Consider the following 24,737-nt stretch of genomic DNA (forward strand, 5'->3'; position numbering starts at 1 on the left):
GGTCGGCATGGGAAAATGGTTCAGAGTGCAGTCGGTCAGCAGCGCCATCGGTCGCTCCATGGTGCTGATCCTGTTCATGGCCAGCCTGATCGCCGTGGTGGCCATGGTCACCCTCTTCTATTCGGTTCCCGATGCCAAGGCCATCAACCTGTCGGGATCCCTGCGCATGCAGGCATACCGCATGGCCTATGAAATCGAGAAGGATCAGGTCGTCCTCGGTCGGCTCGCCCAGTTTGAACAGACCCTTCATGCCCCCGAGCTGCAGGAGACCCAGCGCTGGATCACGCCCGCCTCCCTGCGCCGCACCTATGGTGAAGTCCTCTTGCAATGGCAAGTGATGCGCGAACACATCGAGAATGCCACGCCCAGCCGTTATACCGACAATACGGAACAGTTCGTCGCCGCCATCGATGACTTCGTCAACCAGATGCAGTACCACGTGGAGTTCAAGGTTCGCATGCTGGCCCTGGCAGAGGGGTTGGGTCTGCTCGCCATCATCACCATCGCCTGGTGCACGGTGCGCTTCACCCGCCAGCAGGTGGTGGCCCCCCTCAACCAGCTGGTCTATTGCGCACGCCAGATCCAGCGTCAGGAGTTCGATCTCACCCTGCCCCCCCACTGTGAAAACGAGCTGGGAGAGCTGTCGGGGGCGTTCGCGACCATGGCCGACGAGCTCGGCAAGCTCTATCGGGAGCTGGAGAGCAAGGTGGAGGAGAAAACGGCCAAGCTGCAACAGGCCAACGACACCCTCTCCTTCCTCTATTCCACCGCCCAGAAACTGCACGCGGCGCCCCTCAGCCGCCGCACCCTGCAAAAGCTGCTGGAGCGGGCCGCCGCCCACCAGCACATCGAGTACATCCGCCTCACCCGCTTCGAGCACAATGCGATGCCGGTCTACATCACTGGGCGCAAGGGGTGGCCGGGGGATCTGGCCGCCGTGGTGAGCTTTTACCTGCAGATGGATGACGAGGAGTACGGCCGGCTCGACTTGATAAGCGACCACCCCATCGACGAGCGGCTGATGAAGAACTTCTCCATGTTGCTGGCCCAGGTGCTGCACAAGGATCAGACCCTGCTGCAGCACCAGCGCCTGCTGCTGATGGAAGAGCGCGCCGTCATCGCCCGTGAACTGCACGACTCCCTCGCCCAGGCCCTCTCTTACCTGAAGATCCAGGCCACGCTGCTCAAGCGCTCCTTCGCCAAGGGGGACAGGGCCAAGACCGAGGCAGCCATGGAGCAGATCGACGAGGGACTCAGCAATGCTTATACCCAGTTGCGCGAACTGCTCGGCACCTTCCGCCTCAGCATCGGCGATGCCAACCTGGGTGAAGCCATCGCGGTCATGCTCGAGCAGCTCAAACCCCAGACGCACGCCGACATCAGGCTCCAGTACGGACTGACGGACACCGACCTTGAAGCGGGGCAGCACATCCACATCCTGCAGCTGATCCGTGAGGCAGTGCTCAATGCCATCAAGCATGCCAGTGCGCGGCACATTGACGTTAGCTGTGAGACCCTGGCTGATGGTAACATCCAGGTTCAGATTGCAGACGATGGTGTTGGAATAAGGGGCGCAAGCTCGGCGGTGAATCACTACGGTCTCAGCATCATGAATGAACGCGCCAGCAAATTGCGCGGCCAGTTGACCATCAGTGAACCGCCCTCCGGGGGCACCCGCATACACCTGACCTTTCCCACCAGCCTAACAAGAGACGCCTGATGGACGAGATGAAATACAGTGTTCTGGTCGTGGATGACCACCCCCTGATGCGCAAGGGAATTGTGCAACTGCTGGAGTTGGAAGATAACATCGACGTGGTTGGCGAGGCCTCCAACGGCACCGACGCCGTGGCCATGGCCAAGGAGTCCGAACCGGACCTTATCCTGCTCGACCTCAACATGAAGGGGTTGTCAGGTCTCGATACCCTCAAGGCGCTGCGGGCCGAAGAGGTGACTTCCCGCGTGGTGATCCTGACCGTCTCTGACGCCCGCCAGGATGTGGTTGCCCTGCTCAAGGCAGGCGCGGACGGCTATCTGCTCAAGGACACCGAGCCTGACATGCTGCTGGCCCAGCTGGCTGACGTGATGACCGGCAAGCAGATCCTGAGCGAGCCGCTACGTCCCTATCTCGAGAACATCTACGAGCTAGACCACCTGCAGCAGAAGCTGGAGAGCCTGACCCGACGCGAGATGCAGATCATGCGTGAAATCGCCAAGGGGTTGTCCAACAAGCAGGTCGCCTCAGTGCTCCATATCTCCGAGGGAACCGTCAAGGTCCACGTCAAGAGCCTGCTGAAAAAGCTCGAGGCCCAAAGCCGCGTCGAAGCAGCCGTCATGTACCTGGAACAGCGCAACTGAGGTCCCGGCCTCCTGCCAGCAAGGGGTCACCATCCGTGCCTCCTTGCTGGCCCCCTCTTCTTTTCCCCAAATGGCGCGGAACCCGGTGCTCTATTGAGTAGATGGATTATTATTTTCATGACATCGCACGGGAAGGAAACATCGACATGACCTTTGAGCAGATAGAGCTGGTCCAGAAAGCCTGGGGCAGGGTGAGCGCCCTGAACAACAGCTATGTCCAGGAGGTGTATGAAGAGCTGTTCAGATTGTCCCCCGAACTCAGGATCCTCTTTCCCCCACATCAGGAGCTGCCCGTTGCCAAGGTGTCGGACACCCTGAACACCATCATCACCAGCCTTTCCCAGCTGGATGCACTGGGTTTCATCATTCGCGATCTCGGCAGGCGTCACCAGCGATTCAACGTTCAATGCGCTGCTCAAACAGGCGCTGACCCAGGTACTGGCACGGCGTCTCGGCAGTGGTTTTACCCCGGCACTGGCACAGGCTTGGTCGCAGATGTATGACGAAATAGCCGCCCTGATGCTGGACGGCATGACACAGCACACCGAATTCACCACCTGATCCCCTAGCCTTGGTCTCCAATCGCTGAATGGGTCTGTAACAGGCATTTTGCATGAATCAAATTTGCAATATGCGAAAATAGACTCATTCTGCACACGGGGTATGTTCGGCGCCCTAACACCTCACCTGAATCCCTTTCGCACTACCTTGCCTGCGTTCGTGATACAAAATCACAATAGATTGATTTTAAATGGATATTAAAAATAACCACGGGAAATGGCTCACCCCTTCGCCACGCCACCTCTCTCTGGCACGGTCACTGCATTGTCACATTCAGCAATGAGTGATTAGGAGGATGGAACATGAAACTTCAACAACTGGCACTGTTCCCCTTGCCGTCCCACATTCTGCCCGGTGGCAAGCTCCCCCTTCGCCTGTTCGAGCCGCGCCACCTGCAGATGCTCAAGGAGTCCTTCCTCGAGGATCGTGGCTTTGGCATCGTGATGGAAGAGACCACCAGCACGGGCACCTGCGGACGGATTCTCCCGGTCGGAACCCGCGTCAAGGTGACTGATTTTTATACCCTCAACGACGGTTTGCTCGGGGTCACCGTGCTCGGCCTTGAACGCTTCTGCATCCACGAGATGGAAACGGATGACGCAGGCCTCAGGCACGCCCAGGTCGAGCCACTGCCCAACTGGCCGAGTGCGGATTCTGATGTCAGCGACAACCAGCTGGTCAGCCGATTGAGAGAGGTCTTTGCACAATACCCGGAACTGGATGAGCTCTACCCGGACAAGCAGTTCGACGATGCAGCCTGGCTCTGCCAACGCTGGCTCGAGATCCTGCCCATGCCGATCTATGAAAAACAGATGTTGATTGCCAAGCAGAACAGTGAAGCGGCGCGTCAGTTCTTGCGCCGACTGATCGCACAGTGAGTCAAAAAGTGAGTCAACGGTTGGTTTGCAAAACGCGAATTCTCGGCACTGCATTCTTATAATGAAAAAATGAGAATTGCATTTTGCAATCACGGTAGCGATAAATAACACACAATTCAGCTACAGGCCGCAAATAACAGGTTTTGAAAAGTTGGCACGACTTTTTCATATAAAACCATACAACCCGATTTATCCCGTGCTCTCTTCAGTATTTGCTGAAGAATTGGTCAACCACCAGGTTGACCATTTTTTTTACCCAAAATCGGCCGGCATCACCTGCAATGGCGGAGCAGGCAGCTTCGCAGCCTGGCAAGACTGATGGGTTTGGCCAGAAAATCGTTCATGCCCTGGGCAAGGCAGCGGGCCCTGTCCTCCATCATAGCATTGGCCGTCAACGCGACGATGGGCACCTCACACCCCATGTCCCGCAGGCGCCTGGTCGCCTCCAGCCCATCCATCTGCGGCATCCGCATATCCATCAGGACAAGGTCCGGCTGCTGCTTCGCCACCTGTGCCAGGGCTTCCAGACCATTGCCTGCCAGCCTCACCCTGCAAACCAGCTTCTGCAGCATCAGGGATACCACCAGTTGATTGACCGGACTGTCTTCCACCACCAACACATCCAGCTCCAGTCTGGCGCACTCTTCACTGCCGGGGGCGGCGGCCGGAGCACAGGGAGAGGCCATCCCGGGCAGCTCGAACCAGAAGCAGCTTCCCAGCCCAGGCGTGCTCTGCACGCAAATGTCTCCCCCCATCAGCTGCACCAGCCGCCTGCAGATGGCCAGTCCGAGCCCCGAGCCGGAGAAGCGGCGGGTTGCCGAACTGTCGACCTGATAAAAGGGTTCGAACAGCAACGCCTGATCCTCGGTGGAGATGCCGATCCCCGTGTCGCTGACCATGACCCCCAACTTTTCCTCCTCCCAGGTCAACGCCAGACGCACGCTGCCAGTGGAGGTGAACTTCACGGCATTGCCAAGCAGGTTGCCTATCACCTGGGAGAGGCGGACGGCATCCCCTTGAAGGCGTTCGGGGAGCGTCTCATCCAGATGCCAGTGCAGAGTGATGCCCTTGGCACTGGCCTGTGCCTGCAAGGGCTCCACCAGGGCACGGCACAGCTCGGCTGGCTGAAAGGGTTCACAGTGCAGCGTCAGGGTATGTGACTCTATTTTCGAGAAATCGAGCACATCGTCGATGATGGTCTGCAACAGATGCGCAGAGTGGGTGGCATGGCCGATGAGGGTCTGTTGCGGAGTGTCGAGCCGGCCGTGCTGCAGCAGATCCAGCATCCCCAGCACGGCGTTCATGGGAGAGCGGATCTCGTGGGTCATCATGGCGAGGAACTGGGATTTGGCACGGTTGGCCGTCTCGGCATCATCCCGCGCCCGCGCCAGCTCCTGCTCGCGGCGGATCTGGCTGCCTATCTCCCGCGCCGTGCCCCGATAGCCGAGGAAGCGGCCACCGGCATCATGGCAAGGCTCCGCATTGATCTCCATCCAGCAAGGCCCGCCCGCCAGCATCACCTGGGCCCGCATTCCCCGCACCGGCAGATGGTGGGCGATCAGGTGCCGGTAGTGGCTCCAGGCCGGGTCCTGCTTGTCGTGGGCAAAATCATAGAGGCTTCTCCCCGTCTGGCGGGCCAGCACCTCCCCCTGATAGCCAGGGGCAGAGACATAGCTGAGCCTGTGCTGGGGGTCGGTCTCCCAGAACCAGTCGGAGGCCATGGCGGCAAAACTGCGAAAACGTTGTTCGCTGGCCTGCAGGGCCAGGGTCTTGAGGTCAACCTGTTCTTGCAGGCGAGCCCGATAGGCGATGTTGACCAGGGCCTGGGAGATGAGCGGGCGACAACGCTGCATCGCCGCCTTGCTCTTGAGATCGAAGGTGCCCGCCACGCTGTGCCGACAGATGAGCACCCCGGAAAACCCCGGTCCCTGCAAGCCTGTCATCATGACGCTGGCCCAGCCCGGCGCCCCCGCCAGCGGCGCCAGCTCAGGCAGTTGGGCAGGATCATAGATAACCAGGGTCTCCCCCTCGATGGCCCTGGAGAAGAGCGGTGTCAGCGACCAGGTCCGGCCCACCTCGTCCGGCTGGGTGCTCAGATGGGTGCTGCCCCCCACGGCCTCCCAGGCAACCACGTCCGCCTGTTCGAATCCGATAAAGGGCTTGAGAGCAAGAATGAGACTCTCCAGTACCTGCTCCAGACTCTGGGCCTGTGCCAGGGTCGCCACCCCGCACAGCAGGGCTTGGGACTCCTCCCGATATCTGGCCTCCCGCTCCCGGCAACGCATCAGCTCCACCAGCGTGGTTTGCAGTTTGTCACCCAGGGTTTCGAGTTCGCTATTGCCTATCATCTTGAATCCAGCACAGTGTCAGCTCTCGAGGAAGATTACGCTCGACACCATGAGGTTGCCGTGTGCCAGCTCACCATGGGGTAATCGTCCCTGTTCACCGAAGGTAAAGGGCGTGATGAAGGGGATCTCACCCAGCCTCTGACTGAATTGACTGACGATGTCCCCCAGCCTGTCCCCCAGTGCCAGCCGACAACCGGCACAAAACACCACCAGGGCGCCAAAGGGGCGCATATTGCTCGCCATGCCATATTCAGGCTCGATATTCACCGCATTCAGGCTGCGCTGCAACAACCCTTCCTGGCTGCTGTACATGAGCAGCAGCCGCTCTCCCAGTCGGGTTTCGGTAAAGAGGCGCAGCCCCTCCCGCGCTGTCACCGCCTCGGGATGGGAGAGCTTGTAGTAGGGCAGGTCATCGAGCATGCCGACCTGACGGGCCAGTGGCGAGAGCGTCGTCTCCCTGAGGATGGGGCCCACCGGCCAGGGCGTCGCACGCTCGGTCCAGCGACCATAGACCCGGGCCGCCGGCTCGTGATCGATGGTCAGCACCTCCCGCCCGTCTATCCCGGTAATGATGCCGCGACACTCGGTGGGTACATAGCCTGAATGAAACTGGAACGCCAGTTGGCAATCGGGGTAAAGCACCGCCAACACGCACCCTTGTGATCCCTCCCCTTCGTCCCAGCACAGCTGCCACTGCCCGGCCACGCCGTCGTCTGCCGCCGACCCGCCGACGACGGGAACGGTCGCGCCAAACTCGGCGTCGATCCCCGCGAGCACAACCTCCTCCAGCCCCGGGCTGGTGTGCAGCAACACGAGCTGCGGCAGCTCTCCCGGTCGGCCACCATCGGCGATGGCGCGGCGCAGCAATGCCCGCACATCCGGTTGATCCCCCATCTGGCCAGCCACGCCATAGGCCCCCTTGTCATCATAAAGGGCGGCGACCGACAGGCTCCAGCCATGCCGACCATGATGGCCATCCTGGGTCAGGATACCGCCGCAGGAGCTGCAACCGATCAGCCGGGTATCGGGAAAACATGCCTTGAGCGCACGGCGCAGTTCCGCCGCCTCGTGTGCTTGGGTAAAATAGACCAGCAACAGCGATGGAACATGGGATGACTGGGCATGCAACCGCTCTGTAACTTGTTGGGCGGCCAGTGGGGTCGTCTCGGCAAGCGAGTGAGCCGTCAGGAAGTTCAACATCGTCTCCTAGGGGTACGGGATGCTGGCATCAAGCAAAAATCATACCCTTATCAAACAATTACCTGGCCATGGAGACTAGAATGGTGCTCACTGGCCTCCCACGGGATCACTGCATGTGGCAAAAAAATATCAATGACTTCGACCGGGTCGTCGCCATCGGCGGCGGGCACGGTATGGGCCGGGTGCTCTCTTCCCTGTCGTTCTTGGGATCCCGGCTGACGGGCATCGTCACCACCACGGATGATGGCGGCTCCACCGGACGCCTGCGCAAAAGCCAGGAGTGCATCGCCTGGGGGGATCTGCGCAACTGCCTCAACCAGCTGGTGACCACCCCCAGCATCGGTAGCCAGCTGTTCGAGCACCGCTTTACCGGCCGCGGCGAGCTGGCGGGCCACAACCTCGGCAACCTGATGCTGCTGGCCCTCGACAACCTCTGCGTGCGCCCCCTGGATGCCATCAGGCTCATCAGCGACATGCTGGAAATTGAACCCAATCTGCTGCCCATGTCCGAGCATCCCACCGATCTGTGCGCCCACACCGTCTGTGGCGATCAGATCCTGGGAGAGGTCTCCATCGATCAGCTCACCACACCGCCACGGGCCCTGAGCCTGAAACCGGTCGTGCCCGCCACGCGCGAAGCGGTCGAGGCGCTGAGCCAGGCCGACATGATCATCCTGGGGCCGGGCAGCTTCCTCACCTCCATCATGCCTCCTCTGCTGCTGCGCGAGATTGCGGAGGCGATCCGCAGCAGCCGCGCCATCGTCGTGTTCATCAGCAATCTGGTGGACGAAGAGGGTCCGGCAGGCCAGTTGTCACTGTCCAGTCAACATCGTTGGCTGGAAGAGCGGATAGGCAGCGGCCGGATCGATGCCATTCTGGCTCCCGAGGGCCCACAGGTACCCGAGCTGCAGCACTGCCTCGTTCGGGCCGAGCTGGGTGAAGCGGCCCTCCCCCACCGCCACGACCGCCTCAAGCTGCGGCTGGCACTCGACACCGTGATCCTGAGCAGGCTTGGCGAGCGCGACATGGCGGGCTGATGCCCTTCTGGATCAGTGAAACTGGGCCAGATGGGTGAAGACCTGGGGCAGGGAGTGCTCCAGCTCAGCCAGCAGTCTGCCGGCCTCTTGCTCATCTTCCCGGCGACAGGCAGACTCCAGATCCATCACCTGCTGATAGCTGGGTTTGGCGCCATAGCTGCCACAGGACGATTTCATGCTGTGGGCAAGACGCGCCAGGGCTGACCAGTCCCGCTGTTCAAAAAGCGGTCTTAATTGGGCCAACTGCTCGCCTACCTCTTCGACAAACACCGAGATGACGACCGGCATCATCTCGTGACCGATGTCATCTGCCAGTTGTCGCAGCACTTTCTGATCCAGCCACTCCATCTTCTCTTCCCTATGATGGTATTCAAACAGACCACAATATAGCGGACCCACAGCCCCGCTGTCACCCGCCCTTCGGGCATGCCCGTATCGCTCCGGATGCTCTTGGGACACCAGAATGTGAGCAGCTTCAAGTTATCGGTATGTCAGTCAGAATGGAGAGAGATAAAGGTTGTCACAAAATTAACATTAAAGTAACAATGCAACCCATGAGAATGATGCGGCTCAGCAACACCTCTCTCATCCCTTTTTGCCTGTATGGCTGCTGCGAAGAACCAGGGTAGACATCTACCCTGGTATTTTTTATTTCTGGTTCAACAAGTTGGCTGCATTGCCATATTCCAGCTCGCCCAGCCTGAACAGGCAGAACTCCCCGGGCACCATCTTCACCCAATTCTCGTTGCCGGTGAGCGGCCGGGTGGCGATCAGGGTCACCACATCGTTCGGCGTGGTTTCACTCTGAAAGTCGATGGCCACATCCTCATCCAGCAGACGGGCTTCGCCAAAGGGAGCTCTGCGCGTCAACCAGTAAAGGTTGTTGCTGCAATAGGTCATCACGAACTCTCCATCCGACAGCAGCATGTTGAACACCCCGAGCCCGCGCAGCTCGTCGCACAGGGTCGCGAGGTAGCGGAACATGGCGGGGAAATTTGCCGGCCGTTTGGGGTACTTGTTCTCCAGCCTGTCGAGCAGCCAGCAGAAGGCGTGCTCGCTGTCGGTGTCGCCTACCGGGCGGTGCCGCCCCGTGGGCAGCCTCTTGTAACCGGTCAACTGGCCATTGTGGGCAAAGGTCCAGTAACGGCCCCACAGTTCTCGGGTAAATGGGTGGGTGTTTTCCAGGGAGACACACCCCCGGTTCGCCTGCCGGATATGGCTGACCACGGCACGGCTCTTGATGGGCAGTGCCTGGACCAGCTTGGCGATGGGAGACTGGGCGCTGGGTTCGGGATCCTTGAAGGTGCGAAAACCCCGCCCCTCATAGAAGGTGATCCCCCAGCCATCCTTATGGGGACCGGTCTTGCCGCCCCGCAGCATCAGCCCGGTAAAGCTGAAGCAGATGTCGGTCGGCACATTGGCACTCATGCCGAGCAGTTCGCACATATACCATCCACTCCCTGAATGTCTTGACTCTGGTTTCGTCAATCAACCGTCACGGCTGGTCGAGAGGGCCGGACATGGTCACCCATCCCCCCCTCTCAATCCCGGATCGTTGATTACTTGGCCATCTCTTTTTCAACCAGCTGGATCAGGATGTGGATCACCTTGATGTGCACTTCCTGGATGCGATCGGCATAACCGAAGTGCGGCACACGGATCTCCACATCGGCCAAGCCAGCCATCTTGCCGCCGTCCTTGCCAGTCAGGGCAATCACCTTCATCCCTTTGGCACGGGCCGCCTCGATGGCTTTGAGGATGTTGCCGGAGTTGCCGCTGGTGGAGATGCCGAGCAGCACATCACCACGGCGGCCGACGGCCTCCACATAGCGGGAGAAGACATAGTCATAGCCAAAGTCGTTGGAGACGCAGGAGAGGTGGCTGGGGTCGGAGATGGCGATGCCGGCATAGCCTGGGCGGTTCTCGCGGTACCGACCGGTCAGCTCCTCGGCAAAGTGCATGGCATCGCAGTGGGAGCCGCCGTTGCCGCAGGAGAGTACCTTGCCTTCCTGCTTGAAGGAGTCGGCGAGCAGCCTGGCCGCAGCCTCGATGTTTTTCAGATTTTGCTCATCTGCCAGGAACGCCTGAAGCACGCTGGCAGCCTCGGTCAACTCGTTGCGGATCAGTTCTTGGTACATGGTTCTTGAAATCTCGTCGTCCAACATAGGGTGGCGGCATTGTCGCACAAGCCAGTCCAATCGTCGCCCCCCGCCCGCCAAGATGGGGCGGGCAGCGCGTTATGCCGATCACAGAGCCAAGGTAACAGGCTTGTAAACAGCTTGATAAGTTTGTGCGTATGAATTACAACAGGGGCCACATCCAACAGGTCAGACCTCTGGATCAGTTAACGCCAATTTCCCAACCTCGGCAATTCATGCAAGGAGCAAACAATGACGACGACCCTCACTCTGCTCGGGGTGATCCTGGTGATCGGCGCCATGGCCTATCGCCGTGCGTCCCTGTTCACCGCCACGCTTGCCACGGCCGCCGCCCTGGTCGCCGGCACCTTCTATGGCCATGTGCCCCTGCTGGTGTGGGCGCTGTTCGCGGTGATAGCCCTGCCCCTCAATCTGGTGGAGTTTCGCCGCAACCAGCTGACCAAGCCGCTGTTCAAGATCTACAAGTCCATCATGCCGGAGATGTCCCGAACCGAGAAGGAAGCCATCGAAGCGGGGACGACCTGGTGGGAAGCGGATCTGTTTGCCGGCAACCCGGACTGGAAGAAGCTGCACGCCATTCCGGTCAGCACGCTGTCTGCCGAAGAGCAGGCCTTCATGGACGGTCCGGTTGAAGAAGTGTGCCGCATGGTCAACGACTGGGAAGTGACCCACGAACGTGCCGATCTCTCTCCCGAGGTGTGGCAATACCTGAAGGACAACAAGTTCTTCGCCATGATCATCAAGAAGAAATATGGCGGGCTGGAGTTCTCCGCCTACGCCCAGTCCTGCGTGCTGCAAAAGCTGTGCGGCGCCAGCGCCGTGCTCGCCTCCACCGTCGGCGTTCCCAACTCCTTAGGGCCGGGTGAATTGCTGCAACACTACGGTACTGAGGAGCAGAAGGATTACTACCTGCCCCGTCTGGCTGTCGGCAAGGAGATCCCCTGTTTCGCCCTGACCAGCCCGGAAGCGGGTTCTGATGCGGGCTCGATTCCCGACTTCGGCATCATCTGCAAAGGCGAGTGGGAAGGGGAAGAAGTGCTCGGCATGCGCCTGACCTGGAACAAGCGCTACATTACCCTGGCTCCCATCGCCACCGTACTCGGCCTCGCCTTCAAGCTGCGTGACCCTGACCACCTGCTGGGTGAGGAAGAAGAGCTCGGCATCACCTGCGCCCTCATTCCGACCCACATCAAGGGGGTCGACATCGGCCGTCGCCACTTCCCGCTCAACGTGCCGTTCCAGAACGGCCCGACCCGCGGCAAGGACGTGTTCGTCCCGCTCGACTTCATCATCGGCGGTCCGGCCATGGCCGGTCAGGGCTGGCGTATGCTGGTGGAGTGTCTCTCCGTCGGTCGCGGCATCACCCTGCCTTCCAACAGCACGGGCGGCGTCAAGATGCTGGCCCTGGCCACCGGTGCCTACAGCCGCATCCGTCGCCAGTTCAAGCTGCCGATTGGCAAGATGGAAGGGATTGAAGAGCCGCTGGCACGCCTGGGTGGCAACGCCTACATCATGGGCGCCGCCGCCAAACTGACGGTCACCGGCATCGATCTCGGTGAAAAACCCTCGGTCATCTCCGCCATCGTCAAGTACCACCTCACCGACCGCGCCCAGAAGTGCATCATCGATGCCATGGACATCCATGGCGGCAAGGCCATCTGCATGGGGCCGAACAACTATCTGGCCCGTGGTTATCAGGGTGCGCCCATCGCCGTGACCGTCGAAGGAGCCAATATCCTGACCCGCAGCATGATCATTTACGGTCAGGGAGCCATCCGTTGCCACCCCTACGTGTTGCCGGAGATGCTGGCCGCCAGCCACCCCGACAAAGAGCAGGCGCTGAAAGATTTCGACAAGGCGATGTTCAGCCACGTGGGCTTTGCCATCAGCAACCTGGTGCGCAGCTTCTGGCTGGGGCTGACCGGTGCCCGCTTCGCCGCCGCGCCCTACAAGGATCAGACCAAGGGCTACTATCAGCAGCTCTCTCGCCTCTCCGCCAACCTGGCCTTCCTGTCAGACATGGCGATGGGCACCCTGGGTGGCGAGCTCAAGCGCAAAGAGCGGGTCTCTGCCCGCCTTGGCGATGTGCTGAGCCAGCTCTATCTGGCCTCCAGCGCCCTCAAGCGCTATCAGGATGAAGGACGCCAGCAGGCCGACCTGCCGCTGCTGCACTGGGCACTGCAAGACGCCCTGTTCAAGGCTCAGGAAGCGATCGACGAGTTGCTGCGCAACTTCCCGAACCGCTGGATTGGTCTGGCCCTGCGCGCCATCGTGCTGCCCCTTGGTCGCGACCTGAAGCGTCCCTCCGACAAGCTCGACAGCCAGGTGGCCCGCCTGCTCCAGGTGCCAAGTGCCACTCGCAGCCGTCTGGCCGAGGGCCAATATCTGACGCGCGAGGAGGGCAACCCCTTCGGGCTGCTGGAACAGGCGCTGGACGATGTGCTGACCGCAGAGCCACTGTTTGACAAGGTGTGCAAAGCCGAAGGGAGCAAACGCCCCTTCACCCAGCTCGACAAGGTGGCAGAGGCGGGCCTGAGCCTCGGTGTCATCAATCAGGCCGAAGCGGACCTGCTGCGGCGCGCCGAGGAGAGTCGCCTTCGCACCATCAACGTCGATGACTTCGATCCCGTCGACCTGGTGGCCAACAAGGCACTGTTTGAAGCCTCCGCATATCACAGGGCAGCTTGATGCCTCTGATGCCAGAACGCCTCCCTTGTGGAGGCGTTTTTCATGAAAGGGCTGGTGGATGGCATCCGATACGAAGAAAGAGAAACCGACTGGATCATATTTTGGATATCAATCCGTTTCCTATATTGAATGAAGCGGTTAAGGTAAGCACAGGATCACACACAGGATTGCATAATGGATGATCAAATCCTGATTATTGATGATGAAGATCTTCCCCAATCAGCACCGCGTCCCGCCGGCTGGAAGGTGATGATAGTGGACGATGAACCCGAAGTGCATCGCATCACCAAAATCACCCTGAACAAGTTTGAATTCGACGGCAAGCCGATCGATTTTCTGCACGCCTACTCTGCGGCTGAAGCCAAAGCCTTGCTCGCCCTCACCCCGGATGTCGCCCTGCTGCTGCTCGACGTCGTCATGGAGGTCGATCATGCCGGTCTCGAGGTGGTCAAGTTCGTGCGTGACGAGCTGCAAAACAAGATGGTACGCATCGTGCTGCGAACCGGTCAGCCCGGCCAGGCCCCGGAAGATGACGTGGTGACCAACTACGACATCAACGACTACAAGGACAAGACCGAACTTACCTCCCAGAAACTGCGCACCCTGTTGCGCGCCAGCCTGCGTTCTTACCGGGACATCCGAACCCTTGAGAGCAATCGACAGGGGCTGGAGAAGGTCATCGAGGCGTCCAAGGGGATCTTCGAGCAGCGTGCCCTGCGCCAGTTCGTCGAAGGAGCCCAGACCCAGCTCAGCGCCCTGCTCAATCTGGAAGAGTCCCAGATTTACGATGTGAAGCACCTGGCGTATGAGGTGCGGGATCAGGTGCTCGAGCCTCTGCTCAGCGATGGTCCCATGCTGCGCCTCGTCGATGCGCCGGAAATACTGCGCTGTGCCATGGCCAAGGGAGCCAATGTCTACGATGGCAACCAGATGGTGCTCTATTGCCAGAATGCCCGTCATCACCTGCTGTTCCACATCGAGACCACTCGCCCGCTCAGCCAGATGGATACCGGGCTGCTGAGCCTGTTCACCGAAAACATCATAGTGGCGCTGGAGAATATCCGGCTCAACGAGGTGATCGGTGACAACCAGCGAGAGATCATCTATCGCATCGGCGAACTGGTGGAGAGCCGCTCGAAGGAGTCCGGCTTGCACGTCAAGCGGGTGGCCCTCTACACCGAACTGTTCTGCAAGCTGCTCGGCATGAATGAGGACAGGTGCGAGCTCATCAAGCGGGCCTCTCCCCTGCACGACATCGGCAAGGTGGGGATCCCGGACGCCATCTTGCACAAACCGGGCAAACTCACTCCCGAGGAGTGGGAGATCATGAAAACCCACGCCCAGCTTGGGCAGGACATGCTCTCCGGCAGTGACCTGGCCCTGTTCCAGATAGGCGCCACCATCGCGGGCAACCATCACGAGAAGTGGAATGGCAGCGGCTATCCCCGCGGGTTGAAGGGAGAGGACATTCCGCTGGAAGGACGCATCGTCGCCCTGGCGGATGTGTTCGATGCTCTGGGCTCGGATCGTTGCTACAAGCAGGCCTGGCCGCTGGATCAGGTGCTGGCGCTGATCAAGGAGGAGAAAGGAGAGCACTTCGACCCCCTCCTGGTGGACCTGATGCTGGCCAATCTGGAGAAGTTCCTCGATATTCGCGAACAGTACAAAGACATCTATATCGGCGCCCACTGATATCGGGTTCACCCCATCCACTTGCCACCATGAAGAAGCCGCCCATTGGGCGGCTTCTTTGCAATGTGCGCAGAATTATTGCTCCGGCAGATTGAGATCCAGTCTGGGGGTTGCTGGCGTCTCTTCAAGTTGCGCCTTCTGCGCCGCCATCGCCTTGTGCAGAGTGCGGCGCTTTTGCAGCAGAATGAAACCACCAGCCCCCAGCAAGAGCAGCAACACGCCACTTCCCCCCAGCGCCCAGGGCAGCCAGACCGGACTCTCCCGCTCCTCGAACCGGTCGGGGGTGGCGGCGGATACGGGCATGGCCGCAGAGGGGGGGGGAGGCGGTGCTATGGTGAACGACTTGGCCGGCAATTGCAGTTGCACCTCGCGACCGAGCCGGGTTGTTCCAAAGAGGGTGGCCTCCACCTTGTACTGCCCTGCCGCCTTGAGGGCGGAGAGATCCACGCCAAAACGCGGCGCTGTCGCCACCTCGTTGAACGTCATGCTACTGCCGCCGCCGTCGATGGCCTTGCCCTGGATGACCACGGAGGCGGGATCCAGTTCATCCACATCGATGACCAGAGAGAGCTTGGCTCCCCCCTCCCCGGAGGGGGGATTCAGGGAATAGCTGACCGGCCAGGGGTAGAGCAGCACCTGCTGTGACTGGGCTCGTGAGAAGACCTCATTGCCGGTGCTGAAGAGGGCTCGGTATTTTCCCGCAGGGACGTCCAGTACCGCCTCGGCGGTCAAGATACCGTCCCCCGGCACTTCGTCCACCCCCTTGCCATCATCCATGTAGCGTCCCAGGGTCTCCTCGAACACGGGATCGCCGCTCTGGCTGGCACCGTTGAACTGCTGCAGCTTGACGGTCATGCCCAGATCGGTGAGGTAGTAACCCGCCCCAGGCGCCGCGCCATCGATCAGCAGACGGGATTGCAGTTTGACCCGCTCACCCTGATAGAGGCGGGCCGGCAGCGGCTCGCTCTCGACCTGGATGTCGGTGAGCAGGCGCACCCGATTGTCGGGGTCCACCTCTCCGATCGCCTGCCAGGGGCCGGGCATGGGGTCGCGGATGGTGATGAGATCCTGATCCTTGAGGGGCAACCAGCCCACGTCGGGCGGCTTGACCTTGCCCACATAGAGCTTGCTGCCATCGGGTCGCACCAGGATCACCGAGGGCGTCCCCGGCTTGCGCTTGATGATGAAGGTGATCTCCTTCACGCCGTAATCGATGCGAAAGCGGTTGTCGAGCAGAGGAATGTCGGAAGGCGCAAACACCTCGTTGGCCGCGGCCGGGAGGGAGGCCAGCAGCAGCAGCCCCCAAAGCGATCTCATTGCCGCCACAGGCAGGCACCTCCTTTTTTCTGTACCAGATCCAGCCTCGCTTCATGGACAGCCGCCACCTCGTCGCTCGCGCGAACCACCCTGAGCGGCGGGCGATTGCTCTCCAGACGACGAATGCCGGTATCCTGGCTGGTCTCGCTCTCGCTGGTTTCGCTCGCCAGATTGAGTTTGGTCTGGCCACCCGTCATCAGGAGGTAGACGTCCGCCAGGATCTCCGCATCGAGCAAGGCGCCGTGCAGGGTACGGTGAGAGTTGTCGATGCCGTAGCGATCGCACAACACGTCCAGGTTGTTGCGCTTGCCCGGGAAGAGATCCCGCGCCATCGCCAGGGTATCCGTGATGCCGCAGATATCCGCCGTCTTGAAGTTCAGACCGAGCTTGCTGAACTCATAGTCCATGAAGCTCACGTCAAAGGGGGCGTTGTGGGCGATGAGCTCGGCGCCGCGAATGAACTCGATGAAATCGTCCGCTATCTGGCTAAAAGAGGGCTTGTCCGCCAGGAAGGCATCCGTAATGCCGTGCACGGCGATGGCCTCGGGGTCCACCAGCCGATCCGGCTTGATGTAGACGTGGAAATGGTTGCCGGTGAGTTTGCGGTTGATCACCTCCACACAGCCGATCTCGATGATGCGGTGCCCAAGATAGACAGGGCCGCCCGCGGTGTTCATGCCGGTGGTTTCGGTATCCAGAATGATCTGGCGATTCAGTTGGGGTGTGCTCATGATCAAATCCATGTCAAACTTCGGTTTTACTCGCTAGTTTACCCCAAGCCTCTCGCTAAAACAGATTGATTGCTCATGTTGAAACAGATTGATTTATTCACGGATGGCTCCTGCTTAGGCAACCCGGGCCCCGGCGGCTATGGTGCCGTCATGGTCTATGGCAAGCATCGCAAGGAGATCTCCGCCGGTTTTCGATTGACCACCAATAACCGGATGGAGCTGATGGCTGCCATCATGGGGCTGCGGACCCTGAACGAACCCTGCCAGGTGCGGCTCACCACCGACAGCCAGTATGTGCGCCAGGGGATCACCCAATGGATCATCGGCTGGAAGAAGAAGGGCTGGATGACCGCCAACCGTCAGCCGGTCAAGAACGTCGATCTCTGGCAGGCCCTTGATGCGGAAGTGGCCCGTCACCAGATCGAATGGCTCTGGGTGAAAGGACACTCGGGCCACCCGGAAAACGAACGCTGTGACGAGCTTGCCCGTGAGGCCGCCAGCGGCAAGCAGCTTGCCGAAGACAGCGGCTACCAGCCCTGATGCCCGCTAGCCGCCCTGGCGCGCCATTCCTGGCGCAGCCATCGACTCCGGCAGCCGCCAGCGGCGACGTACCGGTGTCACGGGGAAACGCCGCTTGCGGGCGGCAATCACGTAAACAGACGCCAGGGAGCGGCAATAGTCCCGCCCCAGACTCTCCCGCCACCAGCCGATCTTGCTCTGTCTGCCCATGAAGGAGAAACCGAACCGCTCGTCGAACATCACCTCGCAGCCGAGCAGTTGCAGCCAGTCGGTCACCCGTGCGGGCGTGAACATGCGGGCAGACCAAGGCAGATGCCGCCGCATGAAGGGCAGATAGTGGCCCAGCCCCACCAGGCTGAGTGGGTTGTAACCGCTGACAATGAGCCAGCCATCGTCGGTCAGCACCCGTTCTGCCTCCCGCAGCACCTGATGAGGATCCGGCGAGAAATCGAGGCAGTGAGCCAGCAGGCAGGCATCCACGCTCCCCGATCGCACCGGCAAGGCGAGCGGATCCCCCTGGATGTCCAGCAGCCGTCCGCCGGGGGCGACACCGATTTGATGACGAATGGTGGAACAGCCGCAGGAGAGTTCGGCGCTCAGGGCACCTATCTTGAGCAAGTGATAGCCAAAGAGGTGGGGGCACCAGTTGTCGAGGCGCTCCTGAAGCTCGGCGGCCACCCAGTCCCCCATGGGCAGTGCGGACCAACTGGTCGGAAGCGCGATCTGTTGTTCGGTACGTGCCAGTTGCATAATGGGACCAACTCGGGGGCGAATGCCATCCAGTTATATAAGATCCCTTCCCTAAAGAGAACACAAGAGACCTCGACCCATGTATACCGTCATCACAGTTCCCGCCTTCAGCGACAACTACATCTGGTTGATCCGTCACGAAAATCACTGCCTGGTCGTCGATCCAGGCGAGGCCGATCCCGTGCTGGAACGGCTGGCTGCGCTGGATCTGGTGCTGGATGCCATCCTCCTGACCCATCACCACCGCGATCACGTCGGGGGCGTATCCGAGCTGCTGCAACACTTCCCCCACGCTCGCCTCTATGGTCCCAAGCATGACCCCATGCCGGACCATCATGGCCAGTGGCTCGACGACGGGGATCAGATCAACTGGCATGGCCTGAGTCTGGATGTCCTCCATGTGCCCGGTCATACCCTGGGGCATATCGCCTATTACGGCCAGGGCATGCTGTTTTGTGGCGATACCCTCTTCAGCGCCGGTTGCGGCCGTCTGTTCGAAGGGACCCCGGCACAGATGCACACTTCCCTGCAACGGCTCGCGGCACTGCCCGATGAGACCCTCCTTTATTGTGCCCATGAATACACCCTCTCCAACCTGCGTTTCGCCCATGCGGTCGAGCCCGACAACCTGGCGATCCAGCGGCAGATCGGCGTGATCAGCAAACTGCGTCAGCAGGGCCTCCCGAGTCTCCCCTCCCGGCTGGGAGATGAGCGGAATTTCAATGTTTTTCTGCGCTGCGAGCAGGACTCGGTAAAATTTTCTGCTGAGAAATACGCCCTTAAATGCTTGGAAAATCCAGAGGATACCTTCGCTGTTCTGCGGGCCTGGAAGGACGTTTTTTGAACAAACCTTGATCAGGGGGGCATTGCCCCTTATGATGCGAGCTGTTTTTCCACAGATGACCTGAGCGAGATGAAGCTACGAACGGCCTTATTGGCAGCGCTGTTTCTCAGCGGCTGTCAAAACCTGAGCCATCAGGATGACCGGGCGGTAACGGCAATCGAGCCGATCAAATCCCCCCAAGTCAGCAAGAAAACGTACAAAAAACACTCTTCGCGGATGCTGTTCGGCGACGAACAGATAGAAGAGCTGGATGACACTGATAACCTGTGGGTGCGTATCAGCGATGATATGCAGCTGGACTCGCACGATAATGCCCGGGTTCGCCAACAGCGTGATTGGTTGTTGCGCAATGATAAGCATATGGCGACCATTGCCAGCCGGGCTGAGCCCTACCTGTATCTGATGGTAGAGGAAATCGAACGGCGTGAGCTGCCAATGGAGCTTATTACCATCCCCATGATCGAGAGCATGTTCGATCCCAATGCCCGCTCTCGCAGCAATGCGGTCGGTCTTTGGCAGTTCGTTCCTGCAACCGGCAAGAATTTCGGCCTGCGCCACGACAACTGGTACGACGGTCGACGCGATGTCCTGGCATCCACCAATGCCGCACTGGATTACCTGGAGTACCTGAACCGGTTCTTCGACGGTGACTGGCTGCAGACCCTGGCCGCTTACAATGCCGGTGAAGGTCGGGTGCGCAACGCCATCACCCGCAACGAACGGGCTGGTCGTCCGACCGACTACTGGTCGCTGGACCTGCCCCGCGAAACCCGGATGTATGTGCCCAAGATCCTGGCCATGGCCGACATGATCCGCAATGCGGACAAATACAATGTCACCCTGCCGGTGCTGGCCAACAAGCCGCAATTGAGAACCATTAATACCGGTGGTCAGATTGATTTGAACGTGGCCGCCCAGCTGGCTGGCGTTTCCGCCTCCCAGCTCAAGGCGCTCAATCCTGCGCTCAAGCGTGGCATGACCTCGCCACAGGGCCCTTACAACCTGCTGGTCCCCGTCGAGTACGCCGATACCCTGGAGCTGGCCCTGGCCGATCTGCCCCAGCGTGAACGTACCCGTGGTGTGCGCTCCTATCAGGTCACCAGTGGTGATACGCTGTCACGGATCGCCCAGAATCACGGGGTGACCGTGCAACAGCTCAAGCTGGCCAACAACATGCGCGGCAACAACCTGCGCCGTGGCCAGAGCCTGATCATCCCCAATGGCGGGCGCGCAACCCAGGTTGCCCAGAGCAAGCCGCAGCAGCTCGCCAGCCGCAGTGGTGGCAAGGTGAACTATCAGGTGCGCTCCGGTGACAACCTGTGGAGCATCAGCCAGGCACACGGGGTCACCCACGCCGACCTGGCCAAGTGGAACGGCCTGAACGCCAAGTCGGCCCTCAAGCCTGGCATGAAGCTGGTGGTCTGGCCCAAGCAGGGCAAGAGCAGCAACAAGTCCATGGTCTATCAGGTGCGCCGCGGTGATTCCCTCTCCTCCATCGCAGCCCGCTTCCAGGTCGCCGTCAACGATGTGATGCGCTGGAACCAGCTCGGCAAGAGTGACTATCTCAAGCCGGGTCAGGAGTTGACCCTGTTCGTGAAGAACAACAGCTGATCGCTCGTCGCAATCCAAAAAATACCCCGCTTGATGCGGGGTATTTTTTTGTCTGCATGAACCAGCGGCGACTCCGCTCTCCCCTGAGGGATGACTCAGGGAGTGATAGCCTGGGCCGCAAAGCGCGCCAGAATGGGGTTGTGGTCAGAGGCATCGGTAGCCGGTGAACTCACCTCCACCAGATCCAGATTGCGATAGTAGAGGTGATCCAGCGGGCGGCCAAAAGCGGTGCGACGCAGATCAGGCACAGGTATGGCCTCCTGCAGGCCAAGCTCGCCCACCAGCTTGTTCAACCAGAACGCGCGCTTGTCGCTCCAGGTGTTGAAATCGCCACCCAGGATGACCGGCCCCTGGTGGCGATGGATCAACGCAGTCAGATCGTTGAGCTGCTCGCGAAAGGTCGCCATGCCCAGCTCGAAATTGACCGCATGGAGATTCACCACCAGCACGCCGTCAGGATCCCCTTGCAAGGGATAGAGACTGACCAGACCTGACTTGGGGATGCGCAGCAAGGGTTCGGGGGAACGGATGCCACAGACAAACGCCTGCGGCGTTTTCGCCACCGTCATCACGCCAAAGGAGACACCTCCCTGGGTGAAGGCCTGCAACTGCTGCCACTGGAAATCGCCTCTCTTCAGCCAGTCCAGCATCTCGGGCCGGGTCGCCGACTCTTGCAGCAGCACCAGATCCTGGGACTTGGCATACTCATCCAGCCCTTCCCGCCAGTTCTTGCGTTGTCCCTTGTAGAGGTTCCAGACGGTGATGCCAAACTCCCTCGGCAAGGCCGTGGAGGCGAGCGCCACCAGAGGCGGTCTGTCACAGCTTGCGCCAGGTATGATACCTGCCGCAGTCACCAGATGATCTTGATCCGGTACCTCGAAGCAACCGACCAGCCCCAACGTCAGCAGGGACGTTCCCAGAATCCGATAACTATTTTTCATTGGCTAACAATCACCTGCCTCTGCAAGACGACATGGCCCTCACACAGGCCACGGTCGCCGACTAGTCTCATTATTCGTGTCCGGCCCGACTCATCCAGAAGGAGTTCAACGATGGCGAGACAGCACCAGTACCGCGTGACATTTTACGATCAACAGGGAACCTGTCATCAAGTGGAGCTTTCCACCGTCTATCAAATCAGGCGGGATCCCCAATGTGATCTCTGTCTGTTCGACACCCGGCAGTGCGTGGGGTCGGAAGAGATGCTGGAGCGCATGATACGGCAAAAAACCGGGCTTGAGCAGGAAATATCCATCATCAATGCCCGGCTCATCTGAGCAGACTCAGACCGGCACGGGGCGAGATTTGCCCTGATCGTCGATGGCCACATAGGTGAAGACGCCCTCGGTCACGCAGTACCGCTGGGCTTCGTTCTCCCGCAATACCGGCTTGACCCAGACCTCCAGTTTGAGTCGCATGGAGCTGCGACCAATCTTGAGGCAGCGACCGTAACAGCACACCACGTCACCCACCTTGACCGGGCTGTGGAAGGTCATCCCCTCCACCGAGACGGTACAGATGCGCCCTTTTGCCAGCTCCTTGGCCATGATGCCCCCACCTATATCCATCTGGGACATGATCCACCCGCCGAAGATATCGCCATTGGGGTTGGTATCGGCTGGCATTGCCAGGGTTCTCAGCAACAGCTCCCCATCGGGGTGGCGCTTGGTCTCTTCCATCATTACCGCTCTCTTTATCATGGATGGCGGCATGATAGGGGGCGATCCCCCCCTTGGCAAACCTCAATTGTCCCGGAGCGCGCGCCGTATCTGGTTTGCACGCCAGATGACCGACTCCGGGGCCCGGATGGCGACGACCCGTTCAGCCCTTCAAGGCCGCACCGTCCGCAAACCAGTGGGCCGGATCCGGCCAGCGATAGACGAAACCAAGCTGCTGGCAGATGCGCTGACCTTCGATGGGAGCAAACTCCCCCGCCGGCTCGACGAACTGCGGCGGCACCAGCCCGAGCAGGCGGCTCGCGAAGGGGTAGAGCTGCTCCCGGCGTGGGTGAACGGGGGCACTCAGATTGTAGGCATCCCCATCCTGCCCCCGGGCCAGCATCAGCTCACAGGCGGCCACCACGTCGTCCAGATGCACCAGGTTCACAGCCTGGCCTCCCCCGGCCAGCGTCTTGCCCGCCAGAAAACGGCCGGGGTGACGGTCAGGACCATAGAGTCCGGCCGGGCGCAAGATCATGGCGCAGTCAACATGCCCTTCCAGCACGGCAAGCTCGGCCGCCCGCATCCGCAAGCCTCTGTCATGGGCTGGAGCGGGCGTATCATCCTCCCCCTGTCCGGCCCCCCAGACCGAAGTCGCGCTGATAAACAGAACCCTCTGAACACCCGCCTCCCTCGCCTGTCGACACAGGCTGGCCACGGACGCCGGGTAATCACCGGTCTTGCTGGGGGGCACGCAGATCACTAGGTCATGACAACGAAAAGGCAGTGGCCCCATGTCAGGGGTGAGCAACAGCGGCCAGGCGGCAATACCCTCCCCCCGCAGCCGTTCAGCCTTTTCGGCCGTACTGACCGTCACCGCGATAGATTGCCCCTGCTCTTGCAATGCCCTGACCAGGGGCAACCCCAGCCAGCCGGCGCCCACGATACCCGTCTGATACTCAAATTCGTTCGTCATACCCGGATCCTGACAAAAAAAAAACGGCCATCCAATGATGACCGTCGAAAGTAACGAAGGAAATAGCCGGACTAACCGGTTACCTCCCACAGCGGGAAAATCGGGAGCGCACGCTCCTAATTCGTGGGCCTATCCTAGTGGCAGCGCGGTCAAAAAGCTTTGAAGCGGATCACAGTTGAAAAGGATTTCTGAAAGCGCTTTCACTGTTTTGCAAAAAAGTCGACCCGCACGGGGCCAACTTCATGACTCAGGCCACAGATTCCCGCCGTACCAGTTCGGCTTCGAATTTGAGCGCCAGCCCCTCTACCGGCTTGTGATCCAGCAGCCTCAGGGCCAGCTCAGCGGCCCGCTCTCCCATCTCCTCGATGGGGTAACGTACCGTGGTGAGCTTGGGATAGATGTATCGGGCATAGGGGATGTCATCAAAACCGACCACAGAGACCTGCTGGGGTATTTTGTAACCCCGCTCCAGCAGACAGGAGATGGCCCCCGCCACCATGGCATCGTTGAAACCCAGCACAGCGCTGAACTCGACGCCGCGCGCCAGCAGCTCGCTCATGGCCACATAGCCACCTTTTTCGTCGGCATAGGCACGGCCGATGAGGGCAGGATCCAGCTCGATACCTGCCCGTTGCAGGGCGAAGCGATAGCCGGCCATCCGCTGCTGACCATCCACAAACTCCTCGTCATCGGAGGTGACGAAGGCAATCTTGCGATGTCCCGCGTCCAGCAGATGCTGGCAAGCCGTGGTGATGCCGGCCTGGTTGTCCAGCCAGACGCAGCGATCCTCGCAGCCTGGCACCTGACGGTTGATGAAGACGATGGGGGTCGTGCCCGACGCCAGCTCGCTGAGCTCTTCGTCAGGCAGCGCCTTGCTGTGAAGGATAAGGGCATCACACTGGCGCTGCAGCAGCGCCTGGATGGCGTGCCGCTCACGGGTCGCGTCGTGGTTGCCGGACACCACGATGGTGAACTTGTTCGCCTTGTCGACCATGCTTTCGATGCCGCGCATCATCTGGGCGAAGAAGGGGCCGCCACACAGATCCCCCACCAGCACACCGATACAGTTGGAGCGCTTGCTCACCAGGGCCTGGGCGAAGCTGTTTGGACGAAAGCTGAGCTCCTTCATGGCCGCGAGGACAGCCTCGCGCTTCTCGGGCGCCACCTGCGCCGTGTTGTTGATCACTCGAGACACTGTCGAAATGGAGACATTCGCCAGCTGAGACACATCTTTGATCGTTGCCACTCTCGATTCCTTTGTTGGAAAAGCCTGTCAGTGATTATCGGGCATTGTATCGAACCTGACAGACCAAGACGCGGCGCCCGATCACCTGGCAGGTTTCCTTTTGTAACAAAGCTTAAGGGATGATAACCATTTTGGGGCAAGAATGGGAGGCCGCCGCCACAACG

The 24,737-nt window shown here is 60.3% G+C and carries 24 protein-coding genes; 11 read left to right on the forward strand and 13 right to left on the reverse strand.

What is annotated here, in order from left to right:
* The first annotated feature begins 7 nt into the window (after nucleotides 1-7).
* The 4 genes from narQ to I6L36_RS05600 all read left to right on the forward strand — a co-directional run bounded on the left by narQ (nucleotide 8) and on the right by I6L36_RS05600 (nucleotide 3,797).
* Nucleotides 8-1,720: a nitrate/nitrite two-component system sensor histidine kinase NarQ gene (gene narQ, locus I6L36_RS05585; RefSeq protein ID WP_069784862.1), complete on the forward strand. Its 1,713-nt coding sequence runs from the start codon at nucleotides 8-10 to the stop codon at nucleotides 1,718-1,720.
* Complete coding sequence (narL, locus tag I6L36_RS05590) at nucleotides 1,720-2,358, forward strand: two-component system response regulator NarL (RefSeq protein ID WP_039038841.1); 639 nt, start codon at nucleotides 1,720-1,722, stop codon at nucleotides 2,356-2,358. The genes narQ and narL overlap by 1 nt, the downstream gene beginning before the upstream one ends.
* A 101-nt stretch (nucleotides 2,359-2,459) precedes the next feature.
* Entirely contained in the window at nucleotides 2,460-2,861 is a 402-nt protein-coding gene (locus tag I6L36_RS05595) for a globin domain-containing protein (protein WP_254052385.1), read from the forward strand.
* 360 nt (nucleotides 2,862-3,221) lie between these two features.
* Complete coding sequence (locus tag I6L36_RS05600; RefSeq protein WP_041212730.1) at nucleotides 3,222-3,797, forward strand: LON peptidase substrate-binding domain-containing protein; 576 nt, start codon at nucleotides 3,222-3,224, stop codon at nucleotides 3,795-3,797.
* Between the two features lie 272 nt (nucleotides 3,798-4,069).
* Here the strand turns inward: I6L36_RS05600 and I6L36_RS05605 are convergent, their stop codons facing one another.
* Both I6L36_RS05605 and I6L36_RS05610 read right to left on the reverse strand, forming a co-directional pair.
* Nucleotides 4,070-6,145, reverse strand: a complete 2,076-nt coding sequence (locus I6L36_RS05605; protein WP_069784861.1) for an ATP-binding protein — start codon at nucleotides 6,143-6,145, stop codon at nucleotides 4,070-4,072.
* A gap of 18 nt (nucleotides 6,146-6,163) precedes the next feature.
* On the reverse strand, nucleotides 6,164-7,345 hold the full coding sequence (locus I6L36_RS05610) for an FIST signal transduction protein (protein ID WP_109112285.1): 1,182 nt from the start codon (nucleotides 7,343-7,345) through the stop codon (nucleotides 6,164-6,166).
* Between the two features lie 113 nt (nucleotides 7,346-7,458).
* On the opposite strand from I6L36_RS05610, the gene yvcK reads away from it, so the two are divergent.
* Nucleotides 7,459-8,382, forward strand: a complete 924-nt coding sequence (yvcK, locus tag I6L36_RS05615) for a uridine diphosphate-N-acetylglucosamine-binding protein YvcK (protein WP_029314269.1) — start codon at nucleotides 7,459-7,461, stop codon at nucleotides 8,380-8,382.
* A 12-nt stretch (nucleotides 8,383-8,394) separates the two neighbouring features.
* Here yvcK and I6L36_RS05620 read toward each other — a convergent pair whose 3' ends face one another.
* From I6L36_RS05620 to lpcA, 3 genes are all read right to left on the reverse strand, one after another.
* Nucleotides 8,395-8,730, reverse strand: a complete 336-nt coding sequence (locus tag I6L36_RS05620; protein ID WP_010674144.1) for an Hpt domain-containing protein — start codon at nucleotides 8,728-8,730, stop codon at nucleotides 8,395-8,397.
* 300 nt (nucleotides 8,731-9,030) lie between these two features.
* Nucleotides 9,031-9,828, reverse strand: a complete 798-nt coding sequence (locus I6L36_RS05625) for a class II glutamine amidotransferase (RefSeq protein ID WP_109112286.1) — start codon at nucleotides 9,826-9,828, stop codon at nucleotides 9,031-9,033.
* A gap of 113 nt (nucleotides 9,829-9,941) precedes the next feature.
* Nucleotides 9,942-10,520, reverse strand: coding sequence for a D-sedoheptulose 7-phosphate isomerase (lpcA, locus tag I6L36_RS05630; protein WP_010674142.1), 579 nt, complete (start codon nucleotides 10,518-10,520; stop codon nucleotides 9,942-9,944).
* Nucleotides 10,521-10,772: 252 nt separating this feature from the next.
* Here lpcA and fadE point away from each other — a divergent pair, with 252 nt between their 5' ends.
* Both fadE and I6L36_RS05640 read left to right on the forward strand, forming a co-directional pair.
* Nucleotides 10,773-13,229, forward strand: a complete 2,457-nt coding sequence (fadE, locus tag I6L36_RS05635; RefSeq protein ID WP_109112287.1) for an acyl-CoA dehydrogenase FadE — start codon at nucleotides 10,773-10,775, stop codon at nucleotides 13,227-13,229.
* Between the two features lie 174 nt (nucleotides 13,230-13,403).
* Entirely contained in the window at nucleotides 13,404-14,921 is a 1,518-nt protein-coding gene (locus I6L36_RS05640) for an HD domain-containing phosphohydrolase (RefSeq protein WP_039038835.1), read from the forward strand.
* Nucleotides 14,922-14,996: 75 nt separating this feature from the next.
* Here the strand turns inward: I6L36_RS05640 and I6L36_RS05645 are convergent, their stop codons facing one another.
* Together I6L36_RS05645 and dnaQ are read right to left on the reverse strand one after the other, a co-directional pair.
* On the reverse strand, nucleotides 14,997-16,238 hold the full coding sequence (locus I6L36_RS05645; RefSeq protein ID WP_109112288.1) for a TIGR03503 family protein: 1,242 nt from the start codon (nucleotides 16,236-16,238) through the stop codon (nucleotides 14,997-14,999).
* Nucleotides 16,235-16,969 (reverse strand): DNA polymerase III subunit epsilon, encoded by a 735-nt coding sequence (gene dnaQ / locus I6L36_RS05650; protein WP_041212726.1) that lies wholly within the window; start codon nucleotides 16,967-16,969, stop codon nucleotides 16,235-16,237. Before dnaQ ends, I6L36_RS05645 begins: the two co-directional genes overlap by 4 nt.
* Nucleotides 16,970-17,044: 75 nt before the next feature.
* Between dnaQ and rnhA the strand changes: the two genes are divergently transcribed.
* The gene (rnhA, locus tag I6L36_RS05655; protein ID WP_010674138.1) at nucleotides 17,045-17,509 is read left to right on the forward strand and encodes a ribonuclease HI; all 465 of its coding nucleotides are present in this window, start codon (nucleotides 17,045-17,047) and stop codon (nucleotides 17,507-17,509) included.
* A 6-nt stretch (nucleotides 17,510-17,515) separates the two neighbouring features.
* Here rnhA and I6L36_RS05660 read toward each other — a convergent pair whose 3' ends face one another.
* On the reverse strand, nucleotides 17,516-18,238 hold the full coding sequence (locus I6L36_RS05660; RefSeq protein WP_010674137.1) for a class I SAM-dependent methyltransferase: 723 nt from the start codon (nucleotides 18,236-18,238) through the stop codon (nucleotides 17,516-17,518).
* Between the two features lie 79 nt (nucleotides 18,239-18,317).
* Here I6L36_RS05660 and gloB point away from each other — a divergent pair, with 79 nt between their 5' ends.
* The gene (gene gloB / locus I6L36_RS05665; RefSeq protein ID WP_109112289.1) at nucleotides 18,318-19,082 is read left to right on the forward strand and encodes a hydroxyacylglutathione hydrolase; all 765 of its coding nucleotides are present in this window, start codon (nucleotides 18,318-18,320) and stop codon (nucleotides 19,080-19,082) included.
* Nucleotides 19,083-19,169: 87 nt separating this feature from the next.
* Here gloB and I6L36_RS21920 read toward each other — a convergent pair whose 3' ends face one another.
* On the reverse strand, nucleotides 19,170-19,442 hold the full coding sequence (locus tag I6L36_RS21920; RefSeq protein WP_010674135.1) for a hypothetical protein: 273 nt from the start codon (nucleotides 19,440-19,442) through the stop codon (nucleotides 19,170-19,172).
* Here I6L36_RS21920 and I6L36_RS05670 point away from each other — a divergent pair.
* Nucleotides 19,371-20,693, forward strand: a complete 1,323-nt coding sequence (locus I6L36_RS05670; protein WP_223302529.1) for a LysM peptidoglycan-binding domain-containing protein — start codon at nucleotides 19,371-19,373, stop codon at nucleotides 20,691-20,693. The genes I6L36_RS21920 and I6L36_RS05670 overlap by 72 nt on opposite strands.
* Before the next feature lie 95 nt (nucleotides 20,694-20,788).
* Here the strand turns inward: I6L36_RS05670 and I6L36_RS05675 are convergent, their stop codons facing one another.
* Nucleotides 20,789-21,634, reverse strand: coding sequence for an endonuclease/exonuclease/phosphatase family protein (locus I6L36_RS05675; RefSeq protein ID WP_109112290.1), 846 nt, complete (start codon nucleotides 21,632-21,634; stop codon nucleotides 20,789-20,791).
* A gap of 111 nt (nucleotides 21,635-21,745) precedes the next feature.
* Between I6L36_RS05675 and I6L36_RS05680 the strand changes: the two genes are divergently transcribed.
* On the forward strand, nucleotides 21,746-21,970 hold the full coding sequence (locus tag I6L36_RS05680; RefSeq protein ID WP_010674132.1) for a hypothetical protein: 225 nt from the start codon (nucleotides 21,746-21,748) through the stop codon (nucleotides 21,968-21,970).
* Between the two features lie 6 nt (nucleotides 21,971-21,976).
* On the opposite strand, the gene yciA is transcribed toward I6L36_RS05680, so the two are convergent.
* The 3 genes from yciA to I6L36_RS05695 form a co-directional block, all read right to left on the reverse strand.
* On the reverse strand, nucleotides 21,977-22,375 hold the full coding sequence (yciA, locus tag I6L36_RS05685; RefSeq protein ID WP_029314261.1) for an acyl-CoA thioester hydrolase YciA: 399 nt from the start codon (nucleotides 22,373-22,375) through the stop codon (nucleotides 21,977-21,979).
* 139 nt (nucleotides 22,376-22,514) lie between these two features.
* Entirely contained in the window at nucleotides 22,515-23,327 is an 813-nt protein-coding gene (locus I6L36_RS05690) for an NAD-dependent epimerase/dehydratase family protein (protein WP_041212723.1), read from the reverse strand.
* A gap of 247 nt (nucleotides 23,328-23,574) precedes the next feature.
* Nucleotides 23,575-24,573, reverse strand: a complete 999-nt coding sequence (locus I6L36_RS05695) for a LacI family DNA-binding transcriptional regulator (protein ID WP_039038828.1) — start codon at nucleotides 24,571-24,573, stop codon at nucleotides 23,575-23,577.
* Nucleotides 24,574-24,737: the final 164 nt, after the last annotated feature.

Source organism: Aeromonas sp. FDAARGOS 1406, assembly GCF_019048565.1.
GTDB lineage: Bacteria > Pseudomonadota > Gammaproteobacteria > Enterobacterales > Aeromonadaceae > Aeromonas > Aeromonas caviae.